Genomic DNA, 570 nt, shown 5'->3' with positions numbered 1-570 from the left:
TCGTGGAAGTCGCGGATGCCGGGGGCGTGTCACCCGCCGCTCGCAGGCTCGGCCTCTCCAAATCCATCGTCAGCCGGCGGCTGTTGCGGCTTGAAGCGGAACTGGGCGTCCAGCTCCTGGCACGCACCACCCGCGGCGCCGCGCTCACCGAAGCGGGGATAACTTTCCGGGACTATGCGGCGCGCGTTTGCGCCGAGATCGACATGGCCAAGGAAACGCTCCTACCCACCGGTGACCTTCGCGGACGCTTGCGGGTGGCTGTGCCGCTGTCTTTCGGTCCAACGCACTTCGCTCCTGTACTCGCAGAAATGGCGCGGCGACACCCACAGCTTCATATTCACACCAGCTACAGCGACCGCTTCGTTGATCTGATCTCGGAAGGATACGACTGCGCGATCCGGGTGGGCTATCTGCAGGACTCGGACCTCATCGCAAGACGGGTCGGCCCGATCTACGGCAAGCTCGTTGCCAGCCCGGACTACATCAAGGCGCATGGCGCGCCCGAGACCCCTGACGATCTCCTCTCCCATCAGGCCCTCATGCAGGGCACCGAGGCCTGGCAACTCATGG

The 570-nt window shown here is 64.9% G+C and carries 1 protein-coding gene; it reads left to right on the top strand.

The features are described from left to right. The coding region (locus tag MA04_RS21755; protein ID WP_316252642.1) for a LysR family transcriptional regulator at positions 1 to 570 on the top strand (570 nt) is incomplete at both ends.

This window comes from Alloalcanivorax balearicus MACL04 (assembly GCF_025532145.1).
GTDB lineage: Bacteria > Pseudomonadota > Gammaproteobacteria > Pseudomonadales > Alcanivoracaceae > Alloalcanivorax > Alloalcanivorax balearicus.
Note: the sequence above shows the minus strand (reverse complement) of the source record. Positions and strands in the feature narration are given on the sequence as shown.